This window comes from Streptosporangium amethystogenes subsp. fukuiense (assembly GCF_042665875.1).
GTDB lineage: Bacteria > Actinomycetota > Actinomycetes > Streptosporangiales > Streptosporangiaceae > Streptosporangium > Streptosporangium fukuiense.
Window position 1 is genome coordinate 6,301,776 of sequence record NZ_JBHTEE010000001.1, and the last position, 23,422, is coordinate 6,325,197.

Annotated in this window: 25 protein-coding genes and 1 pseudogene; 14 read left to right on the plus strand and 12 right to left on the minus strand. The window is 71.0% G+C overall.

All coding sequences use genetic code 11. From position 1 onward, the window contains the following. The first annotated feature begins 86 nt into the window (after window positions 1–86). The 5 genes from ACFQVD_RS27405 to ACFQVD_RS27425 all read left to right on the plus strand — a co-directional run bounded on the left by ACFQVD_RS27405 (window position 87) and on the right by ACFQVD_RS27425 (window position 4,047). Window positions 87–605: a VOC family protein gene (locus ACFQVD_RS27405; protein ID WP_343970077.1), complete on the plus strand. Its 519-nt coding sequence runs from the start codon at window positions 87–89 to the stop codon at window positions 603–605. Window positions 606–797: 192 nt separating this feature from the next. After that, window positions 798–1,670 carry a branched-chain amino acid ABC transporter permease gene (locus ACFQVD_RS27410; RefSeq protein WP_343970080.1) on the plus strand — a complete coding sequence of 291 codons (873 nt, stop codon included), beginning with the start codon at window positions 798–800 and terminating at the stop codon, window positions 1,668–1,670. After that, the gene (locus ACFQVD_RS27415) at window positions 1,663–2,571 is read left to right on the plus strand and encodes a branched-chain amino acid ABC transporter permease (protein ID WP_343970083.1); all 909 of its coding nucleotides are present in this window, start codon (window positions 1,663–1,665) and stop codon (window positions 2,569–2,571) included. Before ACFQVD_RS27410 ends, ACFQVD_RS27415 begins: the two co-directional genes overlap by 8 nt. Then, on the plus strand, window positions 2,568–3,365 hold the full coding sequence (locus ACFQVD_RS27420; RefSeq protein WP_343970086.1) for an ABC transporter ATP-binding protein: 798 nt from the start codon (window positions 2,568–2,570) through the stop codon (window positions 3,363–3,365). The genes ACFQVD_RS27415 and ACFQVD_RS27420 overlap by 4 nt, the downstream gene beginning before the upstream one ends. Further along, on the plus strand, window positions 3,352–4,047 hold the full coding sequence (locus tag ACFQVD_RS27425) for an ABC transporter ATP-binding protein (RefSeq protein WP_343970089.1): 696 nt from the start codon (window positions 3,352–3,354) through the stop codon (window positions 4,045–4,047). Before ACFQVD_RS27420 ends, ACFQVD_RS27425 begins: the two co-directional genes overlap by 14 nt. 223 nt (window positions 4,048–4,270) lie before the next feature. Here the strand turns inward: ACFQVD_RS27425 and ACFQVD_RS27430 are convergent, their stop codons facing one another. Beyond that, a complete protein-coding gene (locus ACFQVD_RS27430; RefSeq protein ID WP_343970092.1) occupies window positions 4,271–4,456 on the minus strand; it encodes a hypothetical protein in 186 nt (61 codons plus the stop codon). A 31-nt stretch (window positions 4,457–4,487) separates the two neighbouring features. On the opposite strand from ACFQVD_RS27430, the gene ACFQVD_RS27435 reads away from it, so the two are divergent. Further along, window positions 4,488–5,729 (plus strand): RNA-guided endonuclease InsQ/TnpB family protein, encoded by a 1,242-nt coding sequence (locus tag ACFQVD_RS27435; RefSeq protein ID WP_343970095.1) that lies wholly within the window; start codon window positions 4,488–4,490, stop codon window positions 5,727–5,729. A gap of 44 nt (window positions 5,730–5,773) precedes the next feature. Here the strand turns inward: ACFQVD_RS27435 and ACFQVD_RS27440 are convergent, their stop codons facing one another. The 4 genes from ACFQVD_RS27440 to ACFQVD_RS27455 form a co-directional block, all read right to left on the minus strand. Continuing rightward, on the minus strand, window positions 5,774–6,922 hold the full coding sequence (locus ACFQVD_RS27440) for an acetyl-CoA C-acetyltransferase (RefSeq protein WP_343970098.1): 1,149 nt from the start codon (window positions 6,920–6,922) through the stop codon (window positions 5,774–5,776). A gap of 96 nt (window positions 6,923–7,018) precedes the next feature. Next, on the minus strand, window positions 7,019–8,179 hold the full coding sequence (locus ACFQVD_RS27445) for an acyl-CoA dehydrogenase family protein (protein WP_343970101.1): 1,161 nt from the start codon (window positions 8,177–8,179) through the stop codon (window positions 7,019–7,021). A gap of 46 nt (window positions 8,180–8,225) precedes the next feature. Then, window positions 8,226–9,404 (minus strand): CaiB/BaiF CoA transferase family protein, encoded by a 1,179-nt coding sequence (locus tag ACFQVD_RS27450; RefSeq protein ID WP_343970104.1) that lies wholly within the window; start codon window positions 9,402–9,404, stop codon window positions 8,226–8,228. 240 nt (window positions 9,405–9,644) lie between these two features. Next, window positions 9,645–10,241 carry a TetR/AcrR family transcriptional regulator gene (locus tag ACFQVD_RS27455; protein ID WP_343970108.1) on the minus strand — a complete coding sequence of 199 codons (597 nt, stop codon included), beginning with the start codon at window positions 10,239–10,241 and terminating at the stop codon, window positions 9,645–9,647. A 159-nt stretch (window positions 10,242–10,400) separates the two neighbouring features. Between ACFQVD_RS27455 and ACFQVD_RS27460 the strand changes: the two genes are divergently transcribed. Further along, the gene (locus ACFQVD_RS27460; RefSeq protein ID WP_343970111.1) at window positions 10,401–11,351 is read left to right on the plus strand and encodes an alpha/beta hydrolase family protein; all 951 of its coding nucleotides are present in this window, start codon (window positions 10,401–10,403) and stop codon (window positions 11,349–11,351) included. A 100-nt stretch (window positions 11,352–11,451) separates the two neighbouring features. On the opposite strand, the gene ACFQVD_RS27465 is transcribed toward ACFQVD_RS27460, so the two are convergent. Beyond that, entirely contained in the window at window positions 11,452–12,162 is a 711-nt protein-coding gene (locus tag ACFQVD_RS27465) for a GntR family transcriptional regulator (protein ID WP_343970114.1), read from the minus strand. 293 nt (window positions 12,163–12,455) lie between these two features. Further along, a complete protein-coding gene (locus ACFQVD_RS27470; protein WP_343970117.1) occupies window positions 12,456–13,481 on the minus strand; it encodes a MaoC family dehydratase in 1,026 nt (341 codons plus the stop codon). Window positions 13,482–13,701: 220 nt separating this feature from the next. Here ACFQVD_RS27470 and ACFQVD_RS27475 point away from each other — a divergent pair, with 220 nt between their 5' ends. Beyond that, window positions 13,702–14,226 carry a hypothetical protein gene (locus tag ACFQVD_RS27475; protein ID WP_343970122.1) on the plus strand — a complete coding sequence of 175 codons (525 nt, stop codon included), beginning with the start codon at window positions 13,702–13,704 and terminating at the stop codon, window positions 14,224–14,226. 455 nt (window positions 14,227–14,681) lie between these two features. On the opposite strand, the gene ACFQVD_RS27480 is transcribed toward ACFQVD_RS27475, so the two are convergent. Next, window positions 14,682–15,203, minus strand: coding sequence for a phospholipase (locus ACFQVD_RS27480; protein ID WP_343970125.1), 522 nt, complete (start codon window positions 15,201–15,203; stop codon window positions 14,682–14,684). A gap of 459 nt (window positions 15,204–15,662) precedes the next feature. Here ACFQVD_RS27480 and ACFQVD_RS27485 point away from each other — a divergent pair, with 459 nt between their 5' ends. Together ACFQVD_RS27485 and ACFQVD_RS27490 are read left to right on the plus strand one after the other, a co-directional pair. Then, complete coding sequence (locus ACFQVD_RS27485) at window positions 15,663–16,265, plus strand: helix-turn-helix domain-containing protein (RefSeq protein WP_343970128.1); 603 nt, start codon at window positions 15,663–15,665, stop codon at window positions 16,263–16,265. Beyond that, window positions 16,258–17,676, plus strand: coding sequence for a pyridoxal phosphate-dependent decarboxylase family protein (locus ACFQVD_RS27490; RefSeq protein WP_343970131.1), 1,419 nt, complete (start codon window positions 16,258–16,260; stop codon window positions 17,674–17,676). Before ACFQVD_RS27485 ends, ACFQVD_RS27490 begins: the two co-directional genes overlap by 8 nt. Window positions 17,677–17,679: 3 nt before the next feature. Here ACFQVD_RS27490 and ACFQVD_RS27495 read toward each other — a convergent pair whose 3' ends face one another. Together ACFQVD_RS27495 and ACFQVD_RS27500 are read right to left on the minus strand one after the other, a co-directional pair. After that, complete coding sequence (locus ACFQVD_RS27495) at window positions 17,680–18,045, minus strand: iron chaperone (protein ID WP_343970133.1); 366 nt, start codon at window positions 18,043–18,045, stop codon at window positions 17,680–17,682. 199 nt (window positions 18,046–18,244) lie between these two features. Beyond that, complete coding sequence (locus ACFQVD_RS27500; protein WP_343970135.1) at window positions 18,245–19,351, minus strand: hypothetical protein; 1,107 nt, start codon at window positions 19,349–19,351, stop codon at window positions 18,245–18,247. A 373-nt stretch (window positions 19,352–19,724) separates the two neighbouring features. On the opposite strand from ACFQVD_RS27500, the gene ACFQVD_RS27505 reads away from it, so the two are divergent. Then, a complete protein-coding gene (locus tag ACFQVD_RS27505; RefSeq protein ID WP_343970138.1) occupies window positions 19,725–19,874 on the plus strand; it encodes a hypothetical protein in 150 nt (49 codons plus the stop codon). Here ACFQVD_RS27505 and ACFQVD_RS27510 read toward each other — a convergent pair. Further along, on the minus strand, window positions 19,852–20,199 hold the full coding sequence (locus tag ACFQVD_RS27510; RefSeq protein ID WP_343970141.1) for a pyrophosphatase: 348 nt from the start codon (window positions 20,197–20,199) through the stop codon (window positions 19,852–19,854). The genes ACFQVD_RS27505 and ACFQVD_RS27510 overlap by 23 nt on opposite strands. 491 nt (window positions 20,200–20,690) lie before the next feature. Between ACFQVD_RS27510 and ACFQVD_RS27515 the strand changes: the two genes are divergently transcribed. Beyond that, window positions 20,691–21,530, plus strand: coding sequence for a DMT family transporter (locus ACFQVD_RS27515; RefSeq protein WP_343970144.1), 840 nt, complete (start codon window positions 20,691–20,693; stop codon window positions 21,528–21,530). A gap of 208 nt (window positions 21,531–21,738) precedes the next feature. Then, window positions 21,739–22,086 (plus strand): hypothetical protein, encoded by a 348-nt coding sequence (locus tag ACFQVD_RS27520; RefSeq protein WP_343970147.1) that lies wholly within the window; start codon window positions 21,739–21,741, stop codon window positions 22,084–22,086. Window positions 22,087–22,127: 41 nt separating this feature from the next. Here the strand turns inward: ACFQVD_RS27520 and ACFQVD_RS27525 are convergent. After that, window positions 22,128–22,604, minus strand: a pseudogene (locus tag ACFQVD_RS27525) (MGDG synthase family glycosyltransferase); the annotation flags it as partial. Window positions 22,605–22,633: 29 nt separating this feature from the next. Between ACFQVD_RS27525 and ACFQVD_RS27530 the strand changes: the two are divergent. After that, the gene (locus ACFQVD_RS27530; RefSeq protein ID WP_343970150.1) at window positions 22,634–23,419 is read left to right on the plus strand and encodes a polysaccharide deacetylase family protein; all 786 of its coding nucleotides are present in this window, start codon (window positions 22,634–22,636) and stop codon (window positions 23,417–23,419) included. Window positions 23,420–23,422: the final 3 nt, after the last annotated feature.

A 23,422-nucleotide genomic window follows, 5' to 3' on the forward strand; every position in this document is an offset into this window, starting at 1 on the left:
CCGCCGCCCCGGCACGCCGCACCACGGCGCGCCGGGGCGGCTCCGTTGGCGGGTCCCCCGCCGTCCGCCCCAGAGGAGACCCCGCGATGACCCTCACCATCGACCACCTCGTCCACGCCAACGTGGTCTGCAGCGACTTCGACCGGTCGCTCGACTTCTACACCCGCCTGCTCGGCGCCCGGATCCTCGGGCAGCCGTTCGAGTTCGACGCCGGAGACGACTTCCGGGCGATCCTGGACGTCACCGGCCCGGTCCGCTGCAGGGCGGCCCTGCTCAGCTGGAGCTCCCAGGACACCGACACCTACCTGGACCTGCTGCACTTCACCGACGACGGCGGCGCCCCGGCGCCGCGCACGGCCAAGGACGCCGGGCTGGCCCGCCTGGGGCTGCGGGTCGGGGACATGGACACCGCGATGGCCTGGATCGCCGAGCACGGCATCCCCGTGGTCGGCGGCCCGGTCACGCTCGTCCCCATGCCGGGCCGCCGGCGGCGCGTGGTCACCATCCTCGACCCGGACGGGACGCTGCTGAACCTGATGGAGTTCTCAGAGCTCTCGGCGCTCTCGGCGCCCCAGGCGCACCCGGTCGAGAACGGGCGCGGATGACCGGCGGCGCCGCCCCGAAAGCAGCCGCCCCGGAACCACCGGCAAGGGGCACCGATAACGGCCGCGGCCGTCCCCGGTGGGGCTCTCCGACGCAGGTAACGCCGGTGTTAACGAGGAAACGCAACGCTGGCCCCGATCTCGTCACACCGCGGACAGCCCGGCCCGGGGCTACGAGAGGAAGCGGAGGATGGTGTGCAGCAGACCATTAACGGTTTGGCCTTGGGGAGTACGTACGCTCTGTTGGGCGTGGGCGTCACCCTGGTCTGGGGTGTCCTCAACCTCCTCAACTTCGCCCATGCGCAGATCCTGACCTGGGGCAGCTTCGCCGCCCTGGCCGCGCTGCGCCTGGGCGTCCCGGTGCCGGTCGCGATCCTGGTGGGCATGGTGACGGCCGGTGCGCTGTCGGTGCTGATCGACCTGGTCGTCCTCGCGCCACTGCGCGGCCGCAAGGCCCCGGAGTTCTCCTTCGTGGTCGCGACGATCGGCGTCTCGCTGGTGCTCACCACGGTGCTGCGCACCTACACCGACGCGCAGACCGAGGCGTTCCCCCGCCAGGGCTTCCCGGTCGGCGCCTTCGAGTTCGCCGGCCAGAACGTGCCCCGGCTCCAGGTGGTCATGCTGGTGATCGCCGTGGTGGCGATGGCGGGCCTCGGGTACTGGCTGAACCGGACCAAGTCCGGCCGGGCCGTCCGCGCGGTGGCCTACAACCGGGAGACCGCCGAGCTGCTCGGCGTGAACAGCCAGCTCGTGTTCTCGATCTGCTTCTTCGTGGCCGGCGCGCTGGCCGCCGTGGCGGGCATCTTCGTCGCCGCGTCGGCGGCGCAGGTGTCGTACTCGTCCGGCGACGGGCTGCTGCTGATCGCCTTCGCAGTGATCATCCTCGGCGGCATGGGCTCGGTGAAGGGCGCGATCATCGGCGGCCTCGTCCTCGGCGTGATCGAGGTCTACGCCACCACCTACGTCTCCAGTGTGTTCCGGGAGATCATCGCGTTCGCCGTCATCCTCGCGGTGCTGGTCGCGCGGCCGTCCGGGTTCTTCGGCAAGAAGGAGGCCGCCCGTGTTTGAGTGGCTCGAACCGCTCCAGCTGTTCCGGCTGGACACCGCGCTCATCCTGACCCTGCTCGTGATCAGCGTGCACGTCACGTTCCGGGTCGGCATCATGTCGCTGGCCCCGATGGGGTTCGCCGCGGTCGGCGGCTACACCGCAGCCCTGATCGCGACCAAGTCCGAGCTGCCGTTCGCGATCGGCCTGCTCGCCGCCACGGTGCTGGCGGGCGCGATCGGCGCGCTGTTCGCCCCGCCCGTGCTGCGGCTGCGCGGCATCTACATGGCGCTGGGCAGCCTGGCCCTCGCCCAGGCCATCGTGGTGCTGATCCGGATCAGCGACTACACCAACGGCCCGAACGGCATCGCCGGCATCCCGATCGAGGTCAGGACCGAGCACCTGGTCGTCACGCTGCTGGTGGCGTTCGTACTGCTGGAGCTCAGCCACCGCTCCCACTTCGGCCGGGCCGCCAAGGCGGTGCGGCTGGACGAGCGCACCGCCGAGGGCATGGGCGTCAACGTGTTCCGGGTCCGGTTCATGAGCTTCACCGCGGCCGCCGCCATCGCCGGGTGCGCCGGCGCCCTGGAGGCGCACCGCACCACGGTGATCAGCCCCGACCAGTACGGCTTCGCCACCCTGGTCATCGTGTTCACCTACGTGCTGGTGGGCGGCAACGGACACTGGGCCGGGCCGATCCTGGTCACCTGGGGGCTCACGGTCCTGCGCGACTCGCTGCACTTCGCGGGCTCCAACTGGGAAGACGTGATCTACGGCGTGCTGCTCGTCGTGATCCTGCTGGTCGCGCCGAACGGCCTGTCCGACCGCTCGCTCTACCGGGGTCTGCGGCGCCGCCTGCGCGGCAGACAGGACCGGCCCGCACCCGACGTCCAAGACCCTGCCGAGAAGGTGGCGAGCCGATGACCGCGATGCTGGAACTGTCCGGAGTCAGCAAGCACTTCGGCGGGATGAAGGCCGTGAACGACGTCTCGTTCTCCGTACGGGAGGGCACCATCTGCGGCCTGATCGGCCCCAACGGCGCGGGCAAGACCACGGTGGTCAACCTGATCAGCGGCTACCTGCAGCCCACCGCCGGCCGGATCACCCTGGCCGGGTCCGACGTCGCCGATCTGCGCCCGCACCGGCTGGCCGCCGCGGGCGTCGCCCGCACGTACCAGAACCTGAAGCTCTTCGACGAGAGCACCGTGCTGGAGAACGTGCTGATCGGCCGGCACCTGTCCTTCAAGGGCCGCCGCTGGCAGCTCGGCCGGGTGCGCAGGCGCGAGGAGGCCGAGCAGCACGAGGTGGCGCGGCGGCTGATCGACCGGGTCGGCCTCACCTCGGTGACCGACGTGGACGTGGCCGAGCTCTCCTACGGCATGCGGCGGCGGGTCGAGATCGCCCGGGCGATGGCCACCGAGCCGCGGCTGCTGCTGCTCGACGAGCCGACCGCCGGGATGAACCGGGCCGAGTCCGACGACATCGGCCGGCTCATCCAGATGATCAACGCCGAGGGCGTGACCGTGCTGCTGGTCGACCACAACGTGCGGCTGGTCACCGAGGTCTGCCACCGGGTCGTCGTCCTGGACTGGGGCAGCGTGCTCACCGAGGCCGGCCCGCACCAGGTGTGGCAGGACGAGCGGGTCAAGACGGCCTACCTCGGCACCAAGGAGCGTCGCACAGCGGACACCGTGGAGGCACCCGATGCTGGTCGTTGATTCCCTGGTCACCCGCTACGGCGCCGTCGAGGCGCTGCACGGGGTGAGCCTGGAGGTCGGTGCGGGCGAGGCCGTGGCCCTGGTCGGGCCGAACGGCGCGGGCAAGACGACCCTGCTGCGCACGATCTCCGGTCTGGTGCGGCCGGCGGCCGGGACCGTGACGATCGACGGCCGGGCGACCGGGCGCACCGCCGCCTACCGGGTCGCCCGGCTGGGCGTCAGCCACGTGCCCGAGGGCCGGGCGATCCTGTCCCCCCTCACCGTGAGGGACAACCTGCTGATGGGCGGCAACCGGCTGCCCGGCTCCGAGGTCGGCGACCGGATGGACGAGATGATCGAGCTGTTCCCGGTGCTGGGGCGGCGGATCGACTCGCTCGGCGGCGTGCTGTCCGGCGGCGAGCAGCAGATGCTGGCGATCGCGCGCGGGCTGATGGCCCGCCCGCGACTGCTCATGATCGACGAGCCGTCGATGGGGCTGGCCCCGCGCATCGTGGGCGACGTGCTGGACGCGCTGCACCGCGTGGTCGCCACCGGCACCGCGGTGCTGGTGGCGGAGCAGAACGTGGGCCTGGCGCTGGAGGTCGCCGACCGGGCGTACGTGATGGTGGTCGGGGACATCGTGGCGTCCGGCCGCAGCGCGGACATGGACGAGAACAGCCTGCTGGAGACCTACCTGGCCTGAGGGCTTCCCCTCTTACCGGCGTCCCGGTGATCCGGCTCCCCCGGCCCGGATCGCCGGGATGTACGAGGGCGGCGCCCTTTCCCGTGATCCGGCTCCCCCGGCCCGGACCGCGGAAACACGCGAGGACGCGCCCCGTACCCCAAGGGAGGCGGCCGGGTCGGCGGATTATCCGCCGACCCGGCCGCTTCGCTTCGTACCTCCCCTCCGACCTGTACTCTCCGGGTCAGCTCGTCCCCCGGGCGCTACCGAAGTGCGTGCCCTGACCTGCCTGGTCATGCCGCTCGGCCCACCAGGTGTAGGACACCAGGACGGTGCGGGGTTCTCCGTGCCGCTCCACGATGGTGGGTTCGCCGGTGAAAGGGGGCGACGTCGATCCGGGGCCCCAACTGGTCACGGAGTTCTCGAACATTCACGCGTTCCGTCATGGAACCATCGGTGCCGTGCAGCTTCGTTACCGGTACCGGCTCTACCCGGACGCCGCTCAGCGCCAGGCGCTGGCGCGGGCGTTCGGGTGCGCGCGGGTGGTGTTCAACGATGGGCTGCGCGCCCGCCAAGACGCCCACCGGGCGGGCCTGGCCTACGTCTGCGACGCGGAGTTGTCCAAGCGTCTGACCGTCGCGAAGGCGACACCGGAGCGCGCCTGGCTGAGCGAGGTGTCGGCGGTGGTGTTGCAGCAGGCTTTGGCCGACCTGAACACCGCCTACCGCAACTTCTTCGCCTCGATCACCGGTAAGCGCCAGGGGCCGAAGGTCGGCCCGCCCCGGTTCCGGTCGCGCAAGGACAACCGTCAGGCGATCCGCTTCACCCGCAACGCCGCGTTCAAGGTCACGGCGAGTGGGAGGTTGCGCCTGCCGAAGATCGGGGAGGTGGTGGTGCGCTGGTCGCGCTCGCTGCCCTCAGAGCCCTCGTCGGTGACGGTGATCAAGGACGCGGCCGGGCGGTACTTCGCCTCGTTCGCGGTCGAGACCACTGAGGAGCCGCTGCCCGAGGTCGCCGACGAGGTTGGCGTCGACCTGGGGCTCACTCATTTCGCGGTGCTGTCGGACGGCCGGAAGATCGACAACCCTCGATTCCTGCGCCGGGCGGCGAAGAAGCTCCGCAAGGCGCAGAAAGCCCTCGGCCGCACGGTGAAGGGGTCGAACAACCGCAGCAAGGCCGTCGTCAAGGTCGCCCGTGCGCACGCCCGGGTGGCCGATGCGCGCCGGGACTTCGCCCACAAGCTCTCCACCCAGTTGATCGGTGACAACCAAGCCGTCTACGTGGAGGACCTGTCGGTGAAGGGCCTGGCCCGCACCCGGCTGGCCAAGAGCGTCCATGACGCGGGCTGGTCGGCCTTCGTCGGGATGCTGGAGTACAAGGCCGCCCGGTACGGGCGGACCTTCGCCAAGATCGACCGGTGGTTCCCCTCCTCCAAGCGGTGCTCACAGTGCGAGACTGTGGCCACCGCCCTGCCGCTGAACGTGCGGGAATGGGCTTGTCCCTGCGGCGCGGTCCATGACCGTGACGTCAACGCCGCACGCAACATCCTGGCCGAAGGCCGTCGAACCGTCGCCGCTGGACGGAAACCCGCCGCCGGGAGGCGGCGGGAGGCGGAGACGTTAAACGCCTGTGGAGGTGACGTAAGACCACCGCTCGCGGTGGCCGACGCCGATGAAGCAGGAAGCCACAGAGGTGCCGCATGACGCGGCACGGGCTGAATCCCCGGCCCTTCGGGCCGGGGAGCGCGTCAAAGCCGCTCGATGATGGTGACGTTCGCCTGGCCGCCGCCCTCGCACATCGTCTGCAGCCCGTACCGGCCGCCGGTCCGCTCCAGCTGGTTGAGCATCGTCGTCATCAGCCGCGCGCCGGTCGCGCCGAGCGGGTGACCGAGCGCGATCGCCCCGCCGTTCGGGTTGACCTTGGCCGGGTCGAACCCGGTCTCCTTCAGCCAGGCCAGCACCACCGGCGCGAAGGCCTCGTTGATCTCCACGGTGTCGATGTCGTCAGGGGTCAGTCCGGTCCGCTCCAGTGCCCGCCTGGTCGCCGGGATCGGCGCCGAGAGCATCATCAGCGGGTCGTCGCCCATCACGGTCATGTGGTGGACGCGCGCCCGCGGCGTCAGCCCCAGGTGCTTCACCGCGCGCTCCCCGGCGATCAGCAGGGCGGCCGAGCCGTCGCTGATCTGGCTGGCGCAGGCGGCGGTGATCCGGCCGTCGGGCAGCAGGGTCGGCAGCGACCTGATCTTGTCCCAGTCGGGCTCACGCGGGCCGTTGTCGGCGGTCAGGCCGCCCAGCGGCGCGATCTCCGGCTCGAACAGCCTCTCGGCGTTCGCGCGCAGGGCCCGGGTGTGCGACTCGACCGCGAACCGCTCCATTTCGTCGCGTGAGATGTCCCAGTGCGTCGCCATCATCTCGGCGCCCCGGAACTGGCTCACCTCCCCCTTCCCGAACCGGCTCGTCCACCCCTCCGAGGTGGAGAACGGGTCCTCGAAACCGAGCGCTTTGCCGGAGTCGGCCGCCGACATCAGCGGCACCATGCTCATGTTCTGCACGCCGCCGGCCACGACCATGTCCATCGTGCCGCTCATCACGGCCTGGGCGGCGAAGTGCACGGCCTGCTGCGCCGAGCCGCACTGCCGGTCGATGGTGACCCCCGGCACGTGGGCCGGGAAGCCGGCCGCCAGCCAGCAGGTGCGGGCGACGTCGAAGGACTGCGGGCCGACCGAGTCCACGTTGCCGAACACCACGTCGTCGACCAGCCCGGGGTCCACCCCGGCCCGCTCGATCAGCGCGCGGATGGCGTGCGCGCCCAGGTCGGCCGGGTGGATCGTGCTCAGCGGCCCGCCGCGCCTGCTCACCGGAGTGCGGACGGCGTCGATGATGAATGCTTCAGCCATGCCGCCGACCGTACGGACGGGGCGTTAACCGGCCGTGCACCGCCGGACAGGGGCGGCGTTACCCGGCCCCTGTCCCGTTCCTGCCGGTACGCGCCCTCAGTAGGCGAGGCCGCCGCGTTCGACGAGCTGGCGGGCGATCACGTTGCGCTGGATCTCGTTGGTGCCCTCGCCCACGATCATCAGCGGGGCGTCCCGGAAGTACCGCTCGACGTCGAACTCGGTGGAGTAGCCGTACCCGCCGTGCACCCGGATCGCGTTGAGCGCGATCTCCATCGCCGCCTCCGAGCAGAACAGCTTGGCCATCCCCGCCTCCAGGTCGCTGCGCGCGCCCGAGTCGTACCGCTCGGCGGCGTGCAGCAGCAGCTGCCGGGCGGCGGTCAGCTTCGCGGCCATGTCGGCCAGGTGGTTGCCGACGGACTGATGCTGCCAGATCGGCCGGCCGAACGTCTCGCGCTGCCGCGCGTACGCGAGCGCGTCGTCGAACGCGGCCCTGGCCACGCCGGTCGCCCGCGCCGCGACCTGGATCCGGCCGATCTCCAGGCCGCGCATCATCTGGGCGAACCCGGCGCCCTCCCGCCCACCGAGCACCGCGTCCGCCGGCACCCGGGCGCCCTCGAAGACCACCTCGCAGCTCTCCACGCCCTTGTAGCCGAGCTTGGGCAGGTCGGTGGTCACCGTGACCCCCGGCACCTTCTCGACCAGCAGGACGGAGATGCCGCGGTGCCGGGGCACCGCCTCGGGGTCGGTCTTGCACAGCAGCGCGATCAGCCCGGATGTCCGGGCGTTGCTGATCCAGGTCTTGGTGCCGTCGACCACGTACCCGTCGCCGTCGGCCTCGCGCCGGGCGACGGTGCGCATGCCCTGCAGGTCCGAGCCGCCGCCGGGCTCGGTGAGCGCCATCGTGGCGCGCAGCTCGCCGGTCGCCATCCGGGGCAGGTACCGCTCCTTCTGCTCCGGGGTGCCGTAGGTGAGGATGAGCTTGGCCACCACGGTGTGCCCGCCCATCGCCCCGGCCAGGCTCATCCAGCCGCGCGCCAGCTCCTCGGTGATCAGGGCGTAGCAGGGCGTCGACACCCGCACGTCCCCGTACGGTTCGGGGATGGCCAGGCCGTAGACGCCCATCCGCTTCATCTGGTCGATCAGGTCGGCCGGGTAGGTGTTGGCGTGCTCCAGGTCGCGCGCGACCGGGCGCACCTCGCGGTCGACGAAGTCGCGGACGGCCTCGACCATGGCCGTCTCCTCGGGGTTCAGCGTCATGGGCGGGTCCTCACTCTGGTGCGGCCTGGCTGGGTAGGGGTGGGGGTCAGATGACGGACCGGGCCGAGAGGTCGGCGATCTCCTCCGGCGAGCGGCCCAGCTCGGCCAGCACGTCGGCCGTGTGCCGGCCCAGCTCGGGCACCGGGTCCATTCGCGGCTCGACCCCGTCCAGGGAGATCGGCGGCAGCAGCGCCCGGACGGGGCCGCCGGGTGTGCCGACGTCCCGCCACCGGCCGCGCTCGCGCAGCACCGGGTGGTCCAGGAAGTCGGCCACCGTGTTGACCCCGGCGTTGGCGACCCCGGCCTGGTCGAGCAGCTCGGCGGCGTCGGCGCCGTCCAGCTCGGCGAAGCGCGCGTCGACGATGGCCTCCAGCGCGTCCCGATCGGCCACCCGCAGTGTGTTGGTGGCGAAGCGCGGGTCGGCCGCCAGCTCGGGGTCCTTGAGGAACACCGCGCAGAACCGGGTCCACTCGGCCTCGTTCTGGATCGAGAGCAGCACGGTCCGCCCGTCCCGGGCGGTGAACGGCCCGTACGGGGCGATGGTGGCGTGCCTGGCGCCCGCGCGCGGCTGCTGGCGCCCGCTGCCCGCGGTGTAGTTGGCCGGCTGCCCCATCCACTCGGCCAGCGCCTCGAACAGCGACACCTCCAGCGTGGCCCCCAGCCCGGTGACCTGCCGCCGGTACAGGGCCGTCAGCACCGCGCTGAAGCCGTACATCCCGGCGGCGATGTCGGCCACCGAGACGCCGACCCGGGCGGGCTCGTCCGCCGACCCGGTCAGCGACACCAGCCCGGTCTCGCACTGGACCAGCAGGTCGTACGCCTTGCGCCCGGCCCACGGGCCGTCGCCGCCCCAGCCGGTGATGCCGAGCACGATCTTGCGCGGGTCCCGCTCCCGGACGGCGGCGGCGGCCAGCCCGAGCCGGTCGGCGGCACCGGGGCCGAGGTTCTGGACGAGCACGTCGGCCCGGTCCACCAGCTCGTGCAGGATCTCCCGGCCGTGCGGGGACTTCACGTCCAGGGTGACCGACTCCTTCGAGCGGTTCAGCCAGACGAAGTAGCTGGACTGGCCGTGCACCGACTCGTCGTAGCGGCGGGCGAAGTCACCGGAGCCGGGCCGCTCGATCTTGATCACGCGGGCGCCGAGGTCGGCGAGCTGGCGGGTCGCGAACGGCGCGGCGACCGCGTGTTCCAGCGTCACGACGGTGATCCCGGTCAGTGGCAGCACGACTCCCCCTCGGTTGGTTCGTATAAAATATAGAGTTTTACCTTAGAGCGCTAGAGGCGATCGAGATTTATATCTGCATGCCTGCTGAGCAGGCAATTTATGACCCGAGAGTGACGGGCGGAGAGAAAATATCCTATGGAGTCTGCCGCCACATCGGGCGGCGCTCGCCCTGTTGACGGCCTCGCGCACTCGCTCCGCCGCCCGGGCGGTCCCTCGCCGCGTTCGGGCTCACCGTCGATGTCAGGACGGCCGCGGTCGCCGTAGTCCCCGAAGGAGCAGCTCGACCAGCCGGCGGGGGTCATAGCGGGGGTCGCCGTCACGTCCGGCGCAGAGGTTACCGATGCCGCGCATCAGTTCGTAGGCCTGCGTACCGGGCCCGATCTCGCCGGCGTCGACCGCGGCGTCGAGCAACCGGGCGCAGACGGGCACCAGGCGGTCGAGGAAGTAGGCGTGCAGCGCGTCGAAGCCGCCGCTGTCCGATTGCAGCGCGTTGGCGAGTCCGTGCTTCGTGACCAGGAAGTCGACGAAGAGGTCGACCCAGTCGCGGAGTGCCGCGAACGGAGAGTCGGCGTTGGCCAGCAGGGTCGGGCCGGCCTCGGCGCAGGCCTCGACCTGGTGGCGGTAGACGGCGACGACGAGATCCGCCCGGGTCGGGAAGTGGCGGTAGATCGTCCCGATCCCGACGCCGGCCCTGGTCGCGATCTCACGGATCGGCGCGTCGACGCCGGAGGTGACGAACACCGCGGCGGCGGCGGCGAGCAGCGTCTGCTGGTTGCGCAGCGCGTCGGCCCGCCTGCTTCGGGGCGGCACCTCCCCTGACCGGCCTGCAGTCGACACCACGCTCTCCTTCCGGATGGCCTTTGACAAAGCGGAACACGGTTCCGTATTGTTCCGGAACGACGATCCGTTTAGAGCGTAGCCGAACCGGGACGCTCCCGTCCGCCTCGCCCACCGGCCGAACGAGACCGGCGAGGCCATCGAATGGGAACACACATCATGAGTGAATCGACGTACACAGCCGGCTCGCCCACTCCCGTCCTCTCGGTCAGTCCGGTGGTGCTGCCGGCCCCCGGCCGCGCCGTGGACCTGGAGGTGCGGGTCTCCGCGCCCGTGACCGGGAGCGACCTGCCGGTCATCCTCCTCTCGCACGGTCAGGGCTACTCGAACCACCTCTCCTCGCTGAACGGCTACGCCCCACTGGCCGGCTTCTGGGCGGCGCACGGCTTCGTCGTGATCCAGCCCACCCATCTGAGCTCAAGGACGCTGAGCCTGGATCCCGACCACCCCGAGGCGCCGCTGTACTGGCGCTCGCGGGCCGAGGACATGAAGCACATCCTCGACCGGCTCGACGCGATCGAGGCCGCGGTCCCACAGCTCCTCGGGCGCCTGGACCCGAGCAGGGTCGCGGTGGCGGGGCACTCGATGGGTGGGCACACCGCGAGCCTGCTGCTGGGCGCCCGGCTCACCGATCCGCACGACGGAACGGAGGTGAACCTGGCCGAACCCCGGATCAAGGCGGGGGTGCTGCTTGCCGCGCCCGGCAGAGGGGGCGACGCCCTCACCGCGTTCACGGCCGAGAACTACTCCTTCTTCTCGACCACGGACTTCTCCGGGATGACGACGCCCACGCTCGTGGTCGCCGGCGACAAGGACACCTCCGCCCACCTGACGGTTCGGGGCGCGGAGTGGCACACCGACCCGTACTTCCTCTCCCCGAGCCCCAAGTCCCTGCTCACCCTGTTCGACGCGGAGCACGGGCTCGGCGGGATCTCCGGATACGACGTCGCCGAGACCACGGACGAGAACCCCGAGCGGGTCTCCGCGGTCCAGTGGCTCACCTGGGCCTACCTTCGCAGCGAGCTCTATCCCGGGGATTCCGCCTGGCAGGCGGCGTGTGACACGCTGACGGCCGGACCCGGCCCGCTCGGACGGGTCGAATCCAGGTAGGCCTCCGTGGCGGACCGGCGGCACGGGACGGTCGCCCTCGACGACGAGCCGGATCGGCGGCTCCGCCGTGGCCCGGCCGCGGCCTCGCCCGGGACCTGGGTCAGGAAGAGGACTCGTCGTCCGCGGCCTGCCGGTCGAACTGCCTGGCCAGCAGGTCGCCGGAGTTCGCGATGTGATCGTGCATCGCCCTGCGCGCGGCCTCCGCGTCCCCGGCCCGCAGCCCGGCCAGGATCCCGGTGTGGTCGTGCAGGGTGGCCTCGGGCCAGCCCTCGATCGCGGAGTAGAAGCGGGTGGGAATGTACCGGCCGGTCAGGCCGAGCACCCAGGTGATCTTGCGGGCATCCGCCACCAGGTTGATGTGCCGGTGGAAGGCGTGGTTCTTCTCCTCCAGCAGAGCCAGGTCCTTGCGGTGCGCCGCGGCCAGCAGCTCGTGGTGCAGCGCCTCCAACTCGGCCAGGTCCTCCGGCGTCACCCGGACGGCGGCGCGGGCCGCCAGCTCGCCCGAGATCAGCGCGTGCGCCTCGAACAGGTCGCGGACGTCCTGGCCGGTCAGCGGCGCGACCTGGAAGCCGCGCCGGGGCAGCAGCTGCAGGAAGCCCTCCACCCGGAGCACGTGCAGCGCCTCACGGGCCGGCGTCGCGGAGATGCCCAGCGCCTGGCCCACCACCTCCGGCCGGACCGAGTCGCCCGGGCGCCACCGGCCCGACATGATCATGCTGCGGATGTACGCGGCGGCGGCGTCGCTGAGCTGGGGGCGCTCCGCCTCGGGGGTTCGGGCCGTCCCGGTGGCCTCGGTCATCCTGCCGCTCATCGCACGACCTCTCGCCTCGATCGGGGCTTCTCCCGGCGTCCCATCTGCGCCGACGATCCTAGGTGGATACCGGGGGCCGCGACACTCGGACCGGCGAGGCAGTGGAAAATAGAATCTTGAGAAGGTGATATTCGCAGTTCAGCAGGCAACCTTCCGGATTTTACGTTCTAGAATCCAGAGAGGATCACTAGAGAATATATGAAATATGGCTATCGTGGGACCATGCCGGTCCGGCGGGTCCACAGCCCGCCCCCCGCCCGAACCTCCCCGATGAGGAAGCAGCCATCGCCCCGTCACCCCGTCGCGCCGCCACCGGCGAACACGGCCACGAAGCGCCAGTCGAGGACGTCCACGGGCGGCAGGCCGGGCCGGTGCGCGTGCACCCGGGACCTCAGGTGGACCAGGCCGCCGTCCGCCAGCCGCTCGGTCCGCTCCACCTCGATGACGCTGGTCAGCGTGTCGCCCTCCGCCACCGGGCCGAGGTGGTCGCAGCCGTGCCAGCCGGCCACGGTCACCGTCTCCGGCAGTGCCCGCACCGCCTGGTGCAGGGCGATCCCGACGGTGTGGCCGCCGTAGACCAGCCGGCCCGCGGCCCCCGCCGAGGCGTCGTGGTGCACCCGGGCCGAGTTGAGCGTGAGCCGGGCCAGCTCGGGCGCCGACGAGACGACGTCGCCCCCCGCCACCCGGAACACCTGCCCCGGAGCCAGGTCTCCGAGCCGCCGCCCGCGCACCCGAGCCCGGTAGGCGCCCAGGTCCCAGCCCGCGGCGACCTGCGACAGCTCGGCCGTGGTGGGAGCCGTGCCGACGGCGGACAGATCGTCGGCGTGCCCGGTCTCGGCCTCCTGGTCGCGCAGCGGGATCATGGCGCAGCGCCAGAAGTCCAGGACCGGACGGTCGTGCTGGTCGCGGGTGCCGATCCGCAGCGCGGCCAGGCCGGTGGCGGGGCGACCGGGGCGGCGGGAGTTCTGCCGCAGGCCGACGACCTCGGTCACCGTGCGCAGGGTGTCGCCGATCAGGGGGGCGCGGCGGAAGACCACGCCGCGGTAGAAGAGGTTCGCCTTCACCGCGTGGGTGACGATCGTGGACTGGCCGATCGCGACGTCCCAGACCAGGTTGGGGGCGGCCAGGACGGCGCCCTCGCCGACCACCCGCCCCGCCAGCGTGTGGTCCACGACCAGCGGCAGCCGCCCGCCGACGATCGCCTGGTGGGCCGCGGCCAGGCCCTCGGTGAGGGTGAGGGCGGGCACGTCCTCGAACCGCAGGCCGTGATGCAGGTCCTCGAAGTAGGGACCGTCGATCAGGGTCTCCGTGGGGTTCATCGGGGCCTCCTCCATGCCGCAGCCTAGGGCCAGATACTACACATATATCAACATTTATCAACAAATATCCCCATCGTTTGTTCGCGGGCCGGGCGGGCCGGCCACCGGTTCGGCATCATCCACGATGCCCTCGGGGATCACCCTCCCGCCCGCCTGGTGGTGGCCGCTCCTCGCTTCGTCCCCGGTGTGCGCTCTTCCGCGAAGCGGGTTTAATGATCCGGTGTACAGAGTGCTGATCGCGGGCATCTCCGGCTCCGGGAAGACCACGATGGCCAGGACGTTGGCGCTGCGGCTCGAACTCCCCCACTACGAGCTGGACGCGCTCCATCACGGACCAGGCTGGGTCAAACGGCCGGAATTCGAATCCGACGTGGACGCCTTCTCCTCCGGGCGGTGCTGGGTGACGGAGGATCAGTACCATTCGGTGCTGGACGACCTGCTGTGGGAGCGGGCCGACACCGTCGTCTGGCTCGACCTGCCACGCCGTACGGTGATGCAGCGAGTCATACGGCGCTCGATCGCCCGCGCGACGACGCGCCGGGAGCTGTGGAACGGCAACCGGGAGAGCTTCCGAGACTGGCTGGATCCGGAGCATCCGATGCGCTGGGCGTGGTCGCAGTACGAGCGGAAGCAGCGGGCCGGCCTGGAGCGTATCGCCCGGCACTCGCAGATCACCGTCGTCCATCTGCGCTCCGCCGGCGAGGCGCACCGCTGGGTGGCCGCCGTCACCGCGCGTTCCTCCTGAGGGCACTGGCGAAGATCCCGGCAGTCGGAGAGGGGGAAGCAGAGCGCCGCGATCGCCTGGGCGACATCTGCCCCGGTCAAGGACCGGGCGGCGGGATCTTCGGCCAGGCAGGCGGCCGGCAGCGGGCGCGGCCGGTCGGGCACGCCCGCCAGGTCCGGTTCGCGGTTCACGGTCGCGTTGATCACCACTACCGGGAGCGCACCGGGGAAGGCCGGCCGCCATCACCGCCGTGATCGACCGTGCGCGCGGTGCCGCGCCGGTGCCGCGCCGGACCGGCGGCGACCTGGCCGATGCCGAGGTCGCCGCCCGCGTCCAGGTGCTCTCGTGCCTCCTTCGATCGAGCCCGGCCGGCGCGAACGTTGGAATTCGGGCCGGCCGCCGTCAACCGTGCGGCCGGACTCCGCGATACCGGCCCGGCGAAGGTCGGCGGGTGGGGCTGATCCCGCGGGGGCGGGTCACATCTCGGCGGGCTGAGCGGCCTGTTCGGCGGCCTGGCGGATTCGTTCGATCTGCGCCTCGGTGACGTTGAGGGTGCCGAATTCCCTGACCGCCTGGTAGTAGGTCCAGGCGAGGCCGTTGCAGGTGTTTCTGGGAATGCTGGAATATCCCGCGCAAACCTGCTTCATATCGAAGTAGAACGAGTCGTCGATGCGTGCCTTGTTCGCCGGGAACTGGCTCACCGCCTTGTAGTTGCGGTAGCCGAAGTCGTGACGTCGGCACGGCATTCTGAAGTCGAAGCCGAGCGGCTGGTCGGGGCTGCTTGAGCAGAGGTCGGTCGACCAGTCGAAGGCGTAGTCCGCCCAGCCCGCCTGGTTCTGCCACGCGGAGCGCCAACTGACGGCGCTGGACGCCGTGGGCTGGCTGAACCCGGAAAGCGCGGCGAGCTTCTGCTCCAGTGTCACCGCGTAGGCGGGCAGTGTTAATCCAAGTAATGTGACGAGGGAGAGGGCGACGGCTGCGAGGGCTCGTTTGACCATGGGGCTCTGCCTTTGTCTGGGGGATGCCTCTCATGGCAGGTTTCTGCCACCGCCTAACAATGAAACGAAATAACCCGATATGCCGGAACGGATCTTCGTCAAGATCGGCTTGGGTGTTCGTAAACCATCGCTCTTTACAGGGATTACAACATCATGTAATGGCTCGTTTCGAAAGACCGAATCATGAGCGCGGCGGCCCGGGAGTGGCCGATGACCCGCTTCCCCGGATCACCGAGACTCGGCACCGGGGCGGACGGCCGTCACGGCCGCCGACGCCTCCCGGGCACCGGTCGGCGCGAAGCCGGGCCACGCGCCGACCGACCGGCCGGCGACGGCTCCGCGCCGATGGGCGACCTGACGCCGGCCCGGTTCGCACGGCCCTCTCCTCACCCCTGCGCCCCTGGCGGGCGACAGAGACCATTCCTCTATAGAGAGGATATATGTCGCTATAGTGGAAACATGAGTAATGGCACCGTCCTGTCCAGCGGCCTGTCGATGGCCGAGCTGGGAGTCAGACTCCGCGCCGAGCGCCGGGCACGCGGCCTGGCCCTGGAGCGGCTGGCCGAGCTGAGCGGGGTGAGCCGGAGCATGGTGTCCGCGGTGGAGCGGGGCGCGAAGACACCGACGGTGCTGGTCCTGGACCGTTTGGCGACCGCTCTGGGCACCTCGATCGCCCGGCTGCTGGACGAACCCTCCGGTGCCGAGGTGGTGATCCTGCCGCATGACCGGCAGCGGCTGGTGCGCGACCCCTCCGGCTGGGAGCGGCGTATCCTCTCCCCCGTGCTGCCGGGTGTGGAGTTCGAACTGATGCGCACCACCCTGGAACCGGATGTCGACGCCGGGGAGTTCTCGCCGCACCCGCCGGGCTCGCGCGAGTACGTGGCCGTGGAATCCGGCTGTCTCCGCCTGACCGTCGACGACACGCCCTACCTCCTGAACGCCGGGGACTCCGCCTACTTTCCCGGCGATCGCCGGCACGCCTTCGCCAACGGAGCGGATGACGTGTGCGTGTACTACCTGGCCATGGAGCTGGGCCGGCAGGCCGGCGGAAACGGTGGATGACCTCCGCCGAGCCGGTCGGTCGGCCGCCGACCTGGTCGCCGACCACCTGGCCGCGGTACCCGGCGGACCCGTGTGGCGACCGGTGCCCGACGCGGACCGTTCATGGCTCTCCCACCGGCCCCTTCCCGCTACGGGCCGCCCCCTGGAGAGCCTGCTCCACGACATACGCGACCACGTGTTGCCCTACCCGATGGGCAACGGGCACCCGCGGTTCTTCGGCTGGGTCAATTCCCCGCCGTCGCCCGCCGGCGTCCTGGTCGCCCCCCTGGCCGCCGCCCTGAACCCGAGCTGCGCCGGAGGCGATCACGCGGGCGTCCTGCTGGAGCGCACCGCCGTACGGTGGCTGGCGGAGCTGGTGGGTTACCCACACCCTCCGGGCGCCGGGCTGCTGACCAGTGGCGCCTCCATGGCCACCATTGTCGCGCTGGCCACGGCCCGGCAGCGGGCAGGCCGCCGCGAGGGGTGGGACGTCCGCGAGAGTGGCCTCTACCGGCATCGCCCGCTGGCGATGTACCTGTCGGCCGAGGCGCACAGCTGCCTGCGCAAGGCGGCCGAACTTCTCGGCCTGGGCAGCCGGTACCTCCGCACCGTCCCGGTCGACGGGGCCTTCCGGATGGACACCGACGCGCTGCGCCGTCTGATCGCCGCGGACGTGGACGCGGGAGTACGGCCGTTCTTCGTCACGGCCAGCGCGGGAACGGTGAACACCGGTGCCGTCGACCCGCTGGCGGACATCGCCGAGGTCGCGCGCGAGCATGACCTGTGGTTCCACGTCGACGGCGCCTACGGCGCCCTCGGCGTCCTCGCCGAAGAGGCCGACTCCGGCTATGCGGGACTGGGGCTGGCGGACTCCCTCGCCCTTGACCCGCACAAGTGGCTCGGTGTCCCCGTCGACTGTGGCTGCGTCCTCTTCCGCGACCCGGCCGGGCCGCGCGACACCTTCAGTCTCGTGCCGCCCTACCTGCGCGACGACGACGCCGACGAGCTGGGCTGGTTCTCCGAGTACGGCCCCGAGCAGACCCGCTCCTTTCGCGCGTTGCGGGTGTGGGCCACGATCGCGCACCTCGGGCGCGACGGGATCGCCCGGCTGGTCCGGCGCACCACCCGGCTCGCGCGCACGCTCGCGGCCATGGTGGAGGCCTCCGGCGACTTCGACCTGCTCGCCCCGGTCGCCACCTCGATCACCGCCTTCCGCCACCGGCCCGCGGCGATGGCCCCCGGCGAGGTCGAGGCTCTGAACCAGGCCCTCCCGGCCGCCGTCCAACGCCGCGGACGCGCCTTCCTGACCGGCACCCGGCTTTCCGGTACGGCGGCACTGCGCGCCTGCGTCCTCCACCCGGCCACCACCGAGGACGATCTCGTGGTCCTGCTGGACGAGATCCGTGCCGCCGCGAAGGAACTCACCGCGTGAGGATCAGCGGCTCTCACCCGGCCCGGCCGAGGTGGCCGCCAGCAGCTCCCGTACGAGATCGAGGTCGATTCTCTCCGGCCCGCGGAAGCGCAGGCAGCCCTTGCCCATGTCCTGCCCGGCCAGACGCTCCTCGAAGGCCGTGCGGATGTCGTCGCGCATGAGGTAGAGGGAGATGTGCCGCCGCTGGCTCGCGAAGGCGATCTCAACATTGCCGTCCCGCTGGTAGGCGGGCATCCCGTACGCCATGACCTCCACGAAACCCTTCAGTTCCGTACGGCACAGCTCACGCAGGCCGGTCAGGGCCTCCCTGTGCTCGTCGGGGACCTCGCTGAGGTAACCGTCCACGCTTTCCGCGTTGCTCCGAACCATGCGCGGAGCGTACGAGAAGCCGAGCGGGCCGGGCCACCCGCGATCTCGTCGCGGGTGGGATCGGTCGTCCGCCCCCGCGGTGACGTGCATGGAGTCCGGCCTGAGGACCAGGCCGTCGGTCCAGGTCACCGGCCCGCGCTGCGGCGCGGCCTGGGGGCGGCCGCACGCGACCGGCCGGAGGTCTCGCGGTACCGCCCCCCTAGGCGGCCGACGCGAGCACGCGCCCCTTGCGCGGACGGCTCCGCCGGAGGGCGAAGTAGGCACCCAGCAGCACATGGACGGAGATGGTGACGAGCACCAGCTGGGTCGCCGCCGACCCGATGGACGCGGTCTGCGGGAAGATGAAGAACATCTGGCCGCCGAAGGTCAGGAACAGGTTGGCGTGGCCGAACCAGACGTGGAACCTGCGCAACGCGCCGCCTCGGCGGCCCAGGCCGTAGACCAGGATGCTGAAGTGCGCGTGCACCGTCAGCAGGACCAGCCAGATTCCCTGCGTGGTGCTGCCGAGGGTGTACTGCTCGGGGCTCACCGGCAGGCCGGAGGCCGGATCCAGCTCACCGAACATCGGCACGTACGTGATGACGCCTCCGATCACGAAGAGCGGCCAGGTGATCCAGCCCATCCGGCGTGCCCAGCGCGACACGTCGCCCATGGACATGCGGGTCGTGGAGCGTTCCTGCCGCATCGCCGAGAGAACACCCGCCATCAGCACCAGCTCGCCGACGTTGCCCAGGATGGGCAGGTAACCGGCGAGCCCGGCCACGCTCGCCATCACCATGGCGGCGATCAGCAGCCGGTTGGACCGCGTCTCGACCAGCATCTGACCGCCGGCGACCAGCAGTCCGAGACCGGTCAGGATCGCCGCCAGCGGGGGGCCGTCCGGCGCCCCGACGTTGACGTAGCGCAGGGTGTCCGCCCACCGCTCGGGTTCCAGGACGACCCCGAAGACGTCAAAGGACGCGTCGTAGACGATCAGCAACAGCACCGTCGCGCAGACCGTGACGACGGTGCCCCTCCGCATCGCCCAGCCCGTGGAGAAGCGGCGGAGCAACGCCAGTCCCCACAGCAGCAGCATCGGGGTGAGCAGGGCGTGCCCGAAGAACCTCGGCAGGTTCAGCCCGCTCAGCAGCGCGCCCTCGCCGACCCAGCCGCCTATGCCGATCACCAGGTTCTCGTAGGCGAGCACCACCGTCAGGCCCGCCGGGATCAGGTCGGCCGGCCGGCGTCGCGCGGACAGTTGTCGTAGGAACCCGGTCAGCAGGAGAAGCTGGGCCAACGCTACGACGAGGAAGAGCACTGAGAACATTGAGTCTCCACGGGGGGGGTGGGCACGTCGACAGGTACAGCATGACGACTTGTCTCTTCCATTGAAACTCTGTTTCTTTAGAAGAAACGGACTTATGCTGACAGGTAGCTCACGCCGCAGGGGCGGCCCATCTCCGTCACGGGTGGCGGGACACTCGGGACGTGCGGGTTACGTCTCCGGCGGACACCCGAAGGACCTCCGCGTGCCGACGGCCGGCCACATGACCGGCGGCCGGTGTGCCACCCGCACCGATTTCGACCGACAGCACAGGCGGCAGGCCGGCCGCCGAACCGGGCCCGAAGCTGAGACCCTTCTCATACCGGACCGGTTTTTCGCCCGGTGACAACAGCCCCCCGGCCGACCAGGAGCCGCCGTGCCGACCTACGCGGGAAGCACCCCTTTTCTCCCCGAAACATGGGAGCTCATAGTGATCGGTGTCGTCGCCTTCGGCGTTCTCTTCGCCGCCGTGGCCGTCGCCACTCTGATCATCGTCTTGCTGATCAAACTGCTCCGCGACTCCTGACCCCCTCGTCGGGAAGCCGGTCGGGGTGCCAGGGCATCCACTTCCGCTCGACCTCCGCCTCCAGGTCGACCCCGTGATGCCGTGCCATGACCAGGAGCTGTGCCAGAACGTCCGCGAGCTCGGACCGGAAGCCCAGCTCCAGTTCGTCGGCGGAGTGCCCCTTGTCCCTGGCCTGGCCGGAACGCATCAGGAACGCCTGCGTCAGCTCGCCCACCTCCTCCTGGAGCTTCAGCAGGAACCAGGTGTCGTCCCGGGTGATCCCGTTCCTGCGGGCATAGGTGCTCGACACCGCTTCGACCTCGTCCGTGAGCCGCCTCAGATCCATGCCGCGAGTGTAGGGAGCGGGTCCGACAACCGCTTTCCGGCGGACCCGGGCCATCGGCTTTCCAGGAAGGCGACCCCCACCATCCCGCAAATCCACAAATATCATCTAAATACCGTAGAAACCTCAACACCATTATCCCGCCAGAGCCCCGGAGAATTCTTCGTGGCGGACCGCCGCCCGCGTGGCGCACGGTATTTCCCGCCCGGTCCTCCGCCGCTGAATTAAGGTGACATCGCCCGCATCACGTGATCAGCCCGTGACAGGGGGCGTTCTTCCCCTCAGGCCCTGAAAACCGAGGTCGAGGAGGGATTCATGTCCCGCGGACACGCCGTCGTCACGGGATGCGTCCTGCCGGTCGACACGCCATAGCCCGCCCACGTCCCTGTCGCCGGAACGGCGCCGAGGCACCATGACATCGCGGAAAAGGTGACGCGCTCGATGATCCCCATTGCCGGACGGCACACCATCGGGAGCCGGAAAGCCGTGCGCCGATGATCGCGGCGATCCTGGCCGTGCTCACCGCCGCCTGCAACGCCCTCTCGTCGGTACTGCAGCGGCAGGCGGCGCGAACCGCACCGCAGAGCCGGGTGTTCAAACTGGCGCTGATCGGCTACCTGATCCGGCAACCCTCATGGCTGGGCGGCATGGCCGCGCTCATCGGGGGCTTCCTGCTGCAGGCGGCAGCGCTGAACTTCGGCGCCCTCGCCCTCGTGCAGCCCATTCTCGTCACCGAGCTGCCCTTCACGATGATCCTCGTCTCGCTCATCCTGCACGTCCACCTGGACCGGAGCTCCTGGCTGGCCATCGGCATCCTGACCGTCGGGCTGGCGCTCTTCCTCGTCTCCGCCGACCCCGGGCAGGACGGAACCCGGTCCCCGACCATGGACGTCTGGGTGATCACCCTGGTCGTCACGGTCGGCGCCGCCGCCGCTCTGATCGCGGTGGCGAAGACCCGCACCGGCCCGCACCGGGGTGCCCTGCTCGGGATCACGTCCGCGCTGGGATTCGCCTTCACCGCCGCACTGATCAAGGAGAACACCGAGACCTTCGCCGCGGAGAGCCTCGGCGTGCTGACCAGCTGGTCGCTGTACGCCATGATCGCGGCCGGCCTGTTCAGCGTCTTCGTCCTGCAGAGCGCGCTGAGCAGCGCGTCCCTGGTGGTCGTGCAGCCGACGCTCAACATCGCCGACCCCGCGATCAGCATCGCGTACGGCGTCGCGCTGTTCGGTGAGGACATCCGGCTCGGCTGGTGGGTCGTCCCGGAACTCATCGGGGTAGCGTTGATCTTCTACGGCAGTGTCCGGCTGAGCCGGTCGCCGCTCGTCGGGTAAGGGCCTCGCGGAGATGAGGCAGGACTCCGCGGGCACGGCGTCGAACAGGGCTGCCCCTCTGGCGATCCGCCGCGTCCGTTCCGCCCCGCATCCGAGGCGGTCCAGCGCGGCGAGCAGTTCCCCGGCGTCACCCGCGTACACGCTCAGCCCGGCCCGCGCCATGGCCAGCGCGCCGTCCCTGCCGTGGCCGGGAATCGGCCGGTAGGAGATGACCGGCACCCCGGCGGCCATCGCCTCCCGGCAGGTCAGGCCCGCCGCGTTGTCCACCAGCGCGTACGCGGCGGCCATCAGGTCCGGCATGTCGTCGCACCAGCCGAGGGCGACACCGGTGTGCCGCAGCAGGTGGCGCAGCCCGCGGTTGTGCCCGCAGAGGACGACGGGCAGGTACCGCCCCGAGCGCGCCAGAACGCGGGCCGTCTCCTCGACTCCGCCCACCCCCCACGCGCCGGCCGAGACGAGGACCAGCCGCTCCCCGGCGCGGGCACCGATCCGGGAACGCACCGGCGTCACGTCGCCCCCTGACCGCCGGAACTCCGGGCGTACCAGGGGAGCGTGACAGAACGCCGGGCGGCCGGTCGCGGCGTGAACGGCGCGAGCGGTCGCCTGATCCGAGCACAGGTACCGGTCGTTGCCCGGGTGCAACCAGAGCCGATGCGCCGCGAAGTCGGTCAGCAGGACGGTGCTGGGGACCGGCAGGCGGCCGCGTAGCCTCAGGTGACCGACCGCCTGCGCGGCCAGGTGGAAGGTCGAGACGACCTCGGCCGGCATCCGGCGGCGGATGAGCCCGCGCAGCCGTGCCGCGGCCATCACCGTCAGCGGCGAGGTCGGCGGCGCCCGGTCCGACACGAAGAAGACCCGGTAGATCAGCGCGTACAGCCAGGGCGCGGAGCGCATCATCCAGCCGTACCAACCGCGCAGCGCCACTCCCAGCCGGAACGGCAGCAGCCTCAGGACATCGACGATCTCCGCTTCGACGCCCTCGGCGGCGAGCCGCCTGGCCAGCTCCACCGCGACCGCGTCGTGCCCGGCTCCCATACCGGCACTGACGATCAGCACAGTGCGTCGCGTTGGCATCACGGCTCCCGTGACACAGACTTGACACGGTGAACCGTGCCGCGTTGACCCTCACCGGTCTGGCCATTCTGCACGCGGGGCCCGCGGCGACCTGGCTGCCCTCCGTGCGCCGGCTGCTGCCCGGCCTCGCCGGGGTGGGCCTCGCCGACCATGTCGCACTGACCTTCGACGACGGGCCCGACCCGCGATCCACCCCGCGTTTCCTCGCGGAGCTGGAACGGCTCGGGTGCCTGGCCACCTTCTTCGTCCTCGGCGAGATGCTCGAACGTCACCCCGCGCTGGGCCGCCGCATCGTCGCGGAGGGCCACGAGATCGCGGTGCACGGCTGGTCGCACGAGAACGCCCTGGCGACCCGTCCCGGCCGGATGGCGGCCGAGACGCACCGGGCGGCCGATCTGGTCGCCGCCGTCACCGGCGTCGACCCCACCTGGTACCGGCCGCCCTACGGCGTCCTCAGCGCCGAGACACTGCTCGCCGCCCGTCTGCGGGGACTGCGTCCCGTCCTGTGGACCGCGTGGGGCAGGGACTGGACACGCTCGGCGAGCCCGGCCTCGGTGCTGGCCACCCTGGCATCCGGCCTGCGGGGCGGGGCGACACTCCTGCTGCACGACTCCGACCACACCTCGGCCCCCGGCTCCTGGCGGTCGGGACTCGGCGCCCTGCCCGAACTGGTGAACCGCTGCCGCTCCACGGGTCTGCGGATCGGACCGCTCCGGGACCACGGCGTCTCCGGCGACCGCGCGGCCCTTCATGGCGTTCGTGAGATCACAGCTCCTCGAAAAAGCACACCGCAAAAGCCGCACCACTTTTTGTGACGG